Source organism: Burkholderia sp. NFPP32, assembly GCF_900119325.1.
Taxonomy (GTDB): Bacteria; Pseudomonadota; Gammaproteobacteria; order Burkholderiales; family Burkholderiaceae; genus Burkholderia; species Burkholderia pyrrocinia_C.
This window is the reverse complement of the sequence record NZ_FPJP01000021.1, coordinates 100,306-108,337: the sequence shown is the minus strand read 5'-3', so window position 1 is coordinate 108,337 and position 8,032 is coordinate 100,306. Positions and strand designations below refer to the sequence as shown.

4 protein-coding genes are annotated in these 8,032 nt (G+C 70.9%); all 4 read right to left on the bottom strand.

The features are described 5' to 3' along the window. Nucleotides 1–4,175 (bottom strand): hybrid non-ribosomal peptide synthetase/type I polyketide synthase (locus BT264_RS29445; protein ID WP_143156750.1); only part of this gene is annotated, 4,175 nt, incomplete at its 3' end. A gap of 19 nt (nt 4,176–4,194) precedes the next feature. After that, on the bottom strand, nt 4,195–5,958 hold the full coding sequence (locus tag BT264_RS29440; protein WP_072443232.1) for a carbamoyltransferase family protein: 1,764 nt from the start codon (nt 5,956–5,958) through the stop codon (nt 4,195–4,197). A gap of 53 nt (nt 5,959–6,011) precedes the next feature. After that, the gene (gene bioB / locus BT264_RS29435; RefSeq protein WP_177318418.1) at nt 6,012–7,007 is read right to left on the bottom strand and encodes a biotin synthase BioB; all 996 of its coding nucleotides are present in this window, start codon (nt 7,005–7,007) and stop codon (nt 6,012–6,014) included. A gap of 40 nt (nt 7,008–7,047) precedes the next feature. Next, nucleotides 7,048–8,031, bottom strand: a complete 984-nt coding sequence (locus tag BT264_RS29430) for an NADPH:quinone oxidoreductase family protein (RefSeq protein ID WP_072443234.1) — start codon at nt 8,029–8,031, stop codon at nt 7,048–7,050. Nucleotide 8,032: the final 1 nt, after the last annotated feature.

The window sequence follows — 8,032 nt, the reverse complement described above, 5'->3', positions numbered from 1 at the left end:
GGCTCGCGCTCGTACAGCTCACGGCCCATCCCCGCGTATTGCGAGCCCTGGCCCGTGAACAGCATCGCCACCCGCGGCCGGCGGTTCCGGTACACCCCGCGCAGCAGCGCCGGCTGCTCACCACCCTCGCCGAATGCGCGCAGCCGCGACACCAGCTCCGAGCGCTCGCGCACGACCCACGCAGCGCGCTGCTCGAACGCGCTGCGTCCCGTGTTCGCCGTGTAGCAGATCGACGCCAGATCCGCCGAACCCTGCTCCACGAACGACGCATAGCGCGTCGACAGCGCGCGCAATGCCTCCTCGCCGCGCGCCGACAGCGTCAGCACCTGCGCGCCGCGACCCGCGACCGCCGCTTCGCGCGCCACCTCCGGCGCCGATTCCAGAATCGCGTGCGCATTCGTGCCGCCGATCCCGATCGAACTCACGCCGGCCACCCGCACGCCGCCCTCGGGGCGCCACGCGCGCAACTGCGTATTGACGAAGAACGGGCTTGCGTCGAACGGAATGTCCGGATTGGTCTGCGTGCAGTGCAGGCTCGGCGGGATCTCGCCGTGAAATACCGTGAGGACCGCCTTGATCAGCCCGGCGACGCCCGCCGCCTGATCGAGGTGTCCGATGTTGGTCTTGACCGAGCCGATCGCGCAGAAGCCGGTGTCCGCGGTCGACGCGCGGAATGCCTGCGTCAGCGCGGCGATCTCGATCGGATCGCCGAGCGGCGTCGCCGTGCCGTGCGCCTCGACGTAGCCGATCGCACGCGGATCGATGCCGGCCGCCGCGTGCGCCTCCATGATCGCTGCCGCCTGGCCGTCGACGCTCGGCGCGGTGTACCCGACCTTGCCCGAGCCGTCGTTGTTGATCGCGGTCCCCTTCACCACCGCGTAGATGCGGTCCCCGGCCGTGAGCGCGTCGTCGAGCCGCTTCAGCAAGACCACGCCGGCTCCGCTGCCGAACACCGTGCCCGCGCCCTGCCGGTCGAAGGCGCGGCAGTGGCCGTCCGGCGACGCGACCATCCCTTCCTGGTACAGGTAGCCGATGCGATGCGGAACGTGGATGCTGACGCCGCCGGCGAGCGCCGCGTCGCACTCGCCGCGCAGCAGGCTTTGCGCGGCCAGATGCACGGCGACCAGCGAAGTCGAGCAGGCTGTCTGCACGTTGACGCTCGGGCCGTGCAGGTTCAGCCGGTAGCTGACGCGCGTCGGCAGGTGATCCTTCTCGTTGCTGATGCGGATCTGGAAGGCCGCCGCGGGCGCCGAGTCCGATTCGAGCGGCGCGAGAACCGACTTGTGATAGCCGCTCGCGTCCGTGCCCGCAAATACGCCGATCCCGTCGCCCTCCTTCTGCGGATCGACGCCCGCATCCTCGAGCGCCTGCCACGCGCATTCGAGGAAGATCCGCTGCTGCGGATCGAGCAGCTCGGCTTCGCGCGGGCTCATGCCGAAGAAGGTCGCGTCGAACGCGTCGATGTCGTCGAGCACGAAGCCCGCGCGCACGTAGTTCGGATCGGCGAGCAGCGCGGGCGAGACGCCGGCCGCGCGCAGCTCGGCTTCGCTGAATTCCGTGCGCGATTCGACGCCTTCGCGCAGGTTGCGCCAGAACGCGTCGACGCTCGACGCGCCCGGCACCCGCACCCCGATCCCCACCACCGCGACGCTCGCCGGGCGCGCCGGCGTCTCGCCCCGGCTGCGTCCGCGCGGCCGGCCGGCGGCGCCGGCCGGCTGGCCGTGCGCGTCGAGATGGGCGGCCAGCCCGGCCACCGTCGGATTGCGGAAGAACTCGACGCGCGGCACGCGCATCCCGAACGCCTGCTCGATCTTCTGCTGCATCTGCAGCAGCAGCATCGAATGGCCGCCGAGATCGAAGAAATTGACGTCGACGCCCACCTCGGGCGTGCGCAGCACGTCCCGCCAGATCGCCTGCACACGTTCGAGCGTCGAGCCGGCCGCCGCGGCCTGCGGCGCGGGCGACGCCGCACGTGCGAGCGCCGGCAGCGCGTTGCGGTCGACCTTGCCGTTGTCGGTCAGCGGCACCCGCTCGATGGACACGAACGCCGCCGGCATCATGTAGTCGGGCAGCGTGCGGCGCAACGCGTCGCGCAATGGCGCCGAGCGGTCCGTGGCTGCGCCGTCGTCGTGCACCACGTAGGCGACGAGCCGCTGGTCTTGCTCGTCGACGCGCTCGACGATGGCCACCGCCTGGCGTACGCCCGGCAGCGCGGTCAACGCGGCCTCGACGTCGCCCAGCTCGATCCGGAAGCCGCGCAGCTTCACCTGGTTGTCGAGCCGCGCGAGCCAGCGGATCGCGCCGCTCGCGCTCGCCCGCACCAGGTCGCCGGTGCGATACAGCCGAACCTTGCGGCCACCGTCGAGCGTCGCTTCGACGAAACGCTCCCGCGTCAGCGAATCGCGGCCGTGGTAGCCGTCGGCAAGGCCCGCGCCGCCGATATACAGCTCGCCCGCCACGCCGGGCGGCACCGGTGCGCCATGCGTGTCGAGGATATGCAGGTGCACGTTGCGCAGCGGCGCGCCGATCGCCACGAAACCGTGATCCCGTACCTCGTGCCAGGTCGCCCACACGGTTGCCTCCGTCGGCCCGTAGACGTTGCACAGGCGGCCCACCAGCGGCCGCAGCGCGCGCGCGAGCGGTTCGTCGAGCGCTTCGCCGCCGCACACGGCGGTCAGGTCGGGCTTGCCGCGCCATTGCGCGGCCACCAGCATCCGCCAGGTCGCCGGCGTTGCTTGCAGCACGCGTGCCTGCGCCGCGTCGATCCGGCTCGCCAACGCCAGCGGGTCCGCCGTTTCGTCGCGGCTCGCGAGCCACACGCGCCCGCCGGCGACGAGCGGCACGAACAGCTCCGCGAACGCGATGTCGAACATCGGCGTGGTCACGGCCAGCCACGTCTCGCCGGCCTGCAGGCCGCTGCGCTCGTGCATCGCGAGCAGCAGGTTGACGGCCGCGCGATGCGCGACGCGCACGCCCTTGGGCTGCCCCGTCGAACCCGACGTGTAGATCACGTAGGCGATCGCGGACGGATCGTCATCGCTGAAATCAGTGCCCGCGGCGTCGCCGGGCGCGCCTTCCAGCAGCGTGTCCAGCGCCACCTGCGGACGCGCCGGCGCACCGTCGGCCGCCGCCTCGGCGATCACGAGCCGGACGTCGGCGTTCTCGAGGATGAAATCGCGTCGCGCGGCCGGGTAACCGGGGTCCAGCGGGACGTACGCGCAGCCGGCCGTCATCACGCCGAGCAGCGCGCCGAGCAAATCGACGCGACGCTCCACGCACACCGCCACGCGCTCGCCCGGCTGGACGCCTCGCGCGCGAATCTCGCGGGCGACCCGCGCCGCCCGCTGCAGCAGTTCGCGATAGCTCAGCCGCTGCGTCGCCGTCTCGACCGCGATCGCGTCCGGCGTGCGCGCGGCGGCCGCCCGGATCAACGCGCTGACCGTCAGATCGGGGATCTCCGCCACCGGGCCGCGCAGCGTGTCGCGCCACGCGGCGAGCGCAGGCGCCGGCCACAGCGGCAGCTCGCCGACCGGCGCGGCCTCCGCATCCGACAGCGCCGTGGCCGCACCAAGCCAGCTCGTCAGCATGCCTGCGATCGTCGCGGCTTCGTAGCGATCCTCGTCGTACTCGCACTCGAGCGACAGGCCCTCCGCGCGGCGGATCAGCATGAAATTGAGCTCGCTGTCGACGAACAGCGCGCCGGCGTCATCCAGCGCCGCCTCGGACAACGCCGCCTCGGGAAGATCGGCGGGCAAACCGGCGAACGACACCGTCACCGGAGCAGGCACGCGCTCGGCGTCGTGCAGCGCGCGCTGGTCGAGCGCGCCACGGGTCGCGCGCAGCAACACATCGGCCGGCGCCTCCGGCGCGACGTCGAGCGTCAGTCGCGTGCGCGCCGGTTCGTCCTGCGCGTCGGCGTGCGTGATCAGGTCGAGCGGCACGCTGCGCTGGTCCGCGTAGCGGGCGAGCGTCATGCCGAGCCCCGCGAGCCAGAGTGTCGTCTCCGCGTAGCCGTCCTGTCGCGCGCGCTTGCCGGCCGCCTCCGCCGCCGCGGCGGGCACGGGCATGTCGTGACGCATCCTGCGGTAGCGGGGCGTGACCGGCGCGGGATAGTCGCGCGGCAGGTCGAGCGGTACGGGCGCGTGCGTCGCGGGCGTCGTCGTGTGTGCGTTCATGGTCGTGTCGTCGTTATCTTCAAGCCTTCAGCACTGCCAGGTAATTACCGATCACCAGCGCGTCGAGGCGCGCTTCGCGGAACGTCTCGACTGCCTCCTCCGCGGTGCGGACGATCGGCTGGCCGCGCACGTTGAAGGAGGTGTTCAGCAGGATCGGGATGCCCGCCGCATGCTCGAACGCTTCGAGCAACTGATAAAAGCGCTGGTTGCGGTCGGCGAACACCGTCTGCACCCGCGCGGAGCCGTCGCAATGCGTGACGGCCGGCAACGCGTCCCGGTGCGCGGCCTTCACGCCGGTCACGTAAAGCATGTGCGCGAAGGTATCCACTTCGCCCGCCCTGACGTCGAAGAATTCCGGCGCGCGGTGGGCCAGCACGGCCGGCGCGAACGGCCGGAAATCCTCGCGCTTCTTCACCAGCGCGTTGACGCGCGCGCGCATCGACGGCGAGCGCGGATCGGCGAGGATGCTGCGATTGCCGAGCGCGCGCGGACCGAATTCCATCGCGCCCTGGAACCAGCCGACGATCTGCTCGCGCGCGAGCAGGTCCGCCGTCACGCTCGCCAGTTCCGCCGCGTCGTCGAAGCGGCGCACGTCGAGCCACGGCTTGTCGAGCGCCGCGCGGATCGCGTCGTCGTCCTCGTGCGTGCCCCAGAACGGCATGCTCATCGGCTGCATCACCGCATCCGGGTCGTGCTCGCTCTGCACGTAGAGCGCCGCGCCGAGCGCCGTGCCGTCGTCGCCCGAAGCGGGCTGCACGAAGGTGCGCCTGAACAGCCGGCTGCGCAGCACGACGCCGTTCGCGGTGCAGTTGAGCGCGACGCCGCCCGCCATGCACAGGTGGCGCGCGCCGGTGCTCGCCTTGAAGGTCCGCAGCGTATGCAGCGTCGTGTTCTGCAGCACGGCCTGCAGCGCGGCCGCGAGATCCATGTGAGCCTGGGTGATCGGCTCGTCCGGCAGGCGCGGCTTGCCGAACAGCTCCTCGATGATGCGCGACGACGCGCGATAGGTCGCCATCTCGAGCGGCGTCTCGTTCAGCTGCAGGACCGGAATCGTGTAGAAGCCATCGTCCTGCAGGCGCACCAGCTCGCTCAGCTTCGCGAAGTACGGGCGCGGGTCGCCATACGGCGCCAGTCCCATCACCTTGTATTCGCCCGAGTTGAAACGGAACCCGAGGTGCAGCGTGAACAGCCCGTACAGCACGCCGAGCGAATGCCGGTGCGACACGCTCGCGACCCGGGTGAGGCGGCCGTTGCGGCCGGTCCAGATCGACGCGCTCTCGGTCTCGCCCATTCCGTCGGAGACGAACACCAGCGCGTCGTCCATGCCGCTCGGGTAGTAGGCGCTGGCCGCGTGCGCGAGATGGTGAGGCACCTGCACGAACTTCTCGTCCCACGGCCCGTCGCCCCAGCGTTCGCGCAGCACGCTCAGTTGCGCGTCGCGCGACTGGACCTGCTCGAACTCCACGCGTGCATCGCCCGACTGCGCCAGCGATGCGGCGACGGCATCGTAGGCAAAGCCGTGCGCGATGCGATCGACCTGGTCGAGCCGCAGGCCCGCCTGGGCCAGCACCGCGTCGATCGCGCCGGCCGGAAAGCGCTCGGTGCCCTTGTGACCCGTGAAGCGCTCTTCCGCCGCCGCGCCGACGATGCCGTCCGGGCCGACGAGCGCCGCGGCAGCGTCCAGCCCTTGCGTGATGCGCAATTCGCGGCGCTGGATATCCGGGTAGTGCTGCTCGCGAAACGCAATGGCGCGGTCCAGCCCGCTAATCCCAAGGACATGCATGACGGCCCCTCGTAAAGTGATTCGAATGGTGTCGGGTCGACACGGACGCCGGGTCAGCGCGCGCCCAGTCTCGTGATCAGATGCTCGTCCCTCTCGAGCGTCGGGTTCTGCGTCGTCAACAGCCGGTCGCCGACGAATACCGATCCGGCGCCTGCCAGGAAGCACAGCGCCTGCAGTTCGTCGCTCATGTGCTCCCGGCCGGCCGACAGGCGGACCACCGATTCCGGCATCAGGATCCGCGCGACCGCGATGGTGCGAACGAACTCCAGCCCGTCGACGCCGTCGGCGTCGGCCAGCGCGGTGCCGGGAATCCGCATCAGCGAGTTGATCGGCACGGACTCGGGATGGACCGGCAGGTTCGCGAGGGTCTGCAGCATGCCGATGCGGTCGTAGCGGGTCTCGCCCATGCCGACAATGCCGCCGCAGCACACCTTGAGGCCCGCGCCGCGCACGTGATCGAGAGTCTCGAGGCGATCGTCGAGCGTGCGCGTACTCGCCACCGTCGGGTAATACGCCGGCCCGGTGTCGATGTTGTGGTTGTAGAAATCCAGCCCGGCTTCCGCCAGCCGCTCGGCCTGCGGCCCGGTCAGCATGCCGAGCGTCACGCAGGTCTCGAGGCCGAGCGCCTTCACGCCCTTGACCATGTCGCACACGCGCTCGAGATCCCGCTCGCGCGGGCTGCGCCACGCCGCGCCCATGCAGAACCGCTGCACGCCGGCCGCCTTCGCGGACGCCGCGGCAGCCAGCACCGCATCGAGATCCATCAGCTTGCTGGCCGGCAGCATCGTGTCGGCATGCACCGACTGGCTGCAATAGCCGCAGTCTTCCGGACATCCGCCGGTCTTGATCGACAGCAGCTGCGAAATCTGCAGCGGACGTCCCGCATGGAAGCGGCGCTGGATCGTCTGCGCGTCGTACAGGAGATCCGTCAGCGGCGCGGCGAACAGCGCCGCGATCTGTTCGTGCGTCCAGTCGTGCCGGACGGCCGCGTCGGCGCTCCGCCCGCCTGCGCACGCGCGAACGCCGTCCGACGACGTGTCATGACTCATGTGAACGATTCCGTTGATTGAAATGAAAATCGGACGGCAGTCAGTTCCGCCCGGTGCTCAGCACCACCTTTCCGGCTACCTTGCGCTGGCGCAGCAGCTCGATTGCGTCCGCCGCCTCCGACAGTTCCATGACGCGCGACACGTGCGGTGCGAGCTTGCCGGCCTCGAACCAGCCGAACAGCGTGGCGAACGCCTTGCGCACCCAGTCCGGCCGGTTCGCCCGGTAGTGCCCCCAGTAGAAACCCATCACGTCGCAGTTCTTGACCAGCAGCAGGTTCGCCGGCACGCGCGGGATCTCGCCGCTCGCGAAACCGATGACGACGATGCGCGCCTCGGGCGCGACCACCCGCAGGCTGGTGTCGAACGCGGCCCCGCCGACCGGGTCGTACACGACGTTCACGCCCTTCCCGCCGGTCAGCGCCTTCACCTGCTCGCGGAAATCGTCCCGGCCGACCTCGATCACGTGGTGCGCGCCGTGGCGACGGGCGGCCGCCCGCTTGTCCTCCGAGCTCGCCACCGCGATCACCGTGGCACCGAGCGCCCGGCCCACTTCGACAGCGGTCAGGCCGGTGCCGCTGCCCGCGCCGTGCACCAGCAGCGTCTCGCCCGCCTGCAGCTTTGCGCGCCACGTGAGCGCGCCGTACGACGTGCCGTAGGCGATGGCGAAGCCTGCGCCGGTCGTGAAATCCATCGACGCCGGTATCCTGAACAGGTTTGCGGCAGGCAGCACGACCTCGTCCGCGAAGCCGCCCCACGCGAGGATGCCCATGACCCGCTCGCCGACCGACACCGACGTCACGCCGGGCGCCGTCTCGACGACCGTGCCCGCGATTTCGAAACCCGGCACGAACGGCAGCGCCGGCTTGGTCTGGTAGCGCCCCTCGACGATCAGCGTGTCCGCGAAATTGATGCCGCACGCATGCACGTCGACCCGCGCCTCGCCCGCCCCGAGCGGCGCCGGCGTCACGTCCCGCAGCGCGAGCGCCCCGGTGCCGTCATAGGCTTCACATACGATCGCGCGCATG

Excerpts from the sequence above, each read along its gene's own strand:
- BT264_RS29440 (WP_072443232.1), bottom strand. The coding sequence starts at position 5,958 with ATGCATGTCCTTGGGATTAGCGGGCTGGACCGCGCCATTGCGTTTCGC.
- bioB (WP_177318418.1), bottom strand. The coding sequence starts at position 7,007 with ATGAGTCATGACACGTCGTCGGACGGCGTTCGCGCGTGCGCAGGCGGG.
- BT264_RS29430 (WP_072443234.1), bottom strand. The coding sequence starts at position 8,031 with ATGCGCGCGATCGTATGTGAAGCCTATGACGGCACCGGGGCGCTCGCG.